Consider the following 491-nt stretch of genomic DNA (forward strand, 5'->3'; position numbering starts at 1 on the left):
TTCACCATCCAGGTCAGCGACGGCCTGGGCGGTGTCGACACCCAGCAGGTGACTGTCACCGTCACCGGCAGCAACGATGCACCGGTGCTCAGTTTCGCGAGCGGCAACGATGTCGGCGCCGTGCAGGAGGACACCACCCTCAGCGTCAGCGGCCAGTTCAGTTCAAGCGACATCGATCAYGCRGCCACCGCGACCTGGAGCATTGCCGGGTCAAACACCGGCAGCTACGGCTCGATCGCCGTCGACAGCAGCGGCCAATGGACTTACACCCTGGCCAACGGCACCGATGGCGTTGCCAGTGCCGTGCAATCGCTGCAGGCCGGCGAGAGTCACAACGAAGTGTTCACCATCCAGGTCAGCGACGGCCTGGGCGGTGTCGACACCCAGCAGGTGACTGTCACCGTCACCGGCAGCAACGATGCACCGGTGCTCAGTTTCGCGAGCGGCAACGATGTCGGCGCCGTGCAGGAGGACAGCACCCTCAGCGTCAG

At 65.0% G+C, this 491-nt stretch carries 1 protein-coding gene; it reads left to right on the top strand.

Annotated elements, in window-relative coordinates:
• Positions 1–491 (top strand): VCBS domain-containing protein (locus AC1DLB_RS31940; protein WP_477786526.1); only part of this gene is annotated, 491 nt, incomplete at both ends.

It is taken from the genome of Pseudomonas sp. 05N434, from assembly GCF_056396965.1.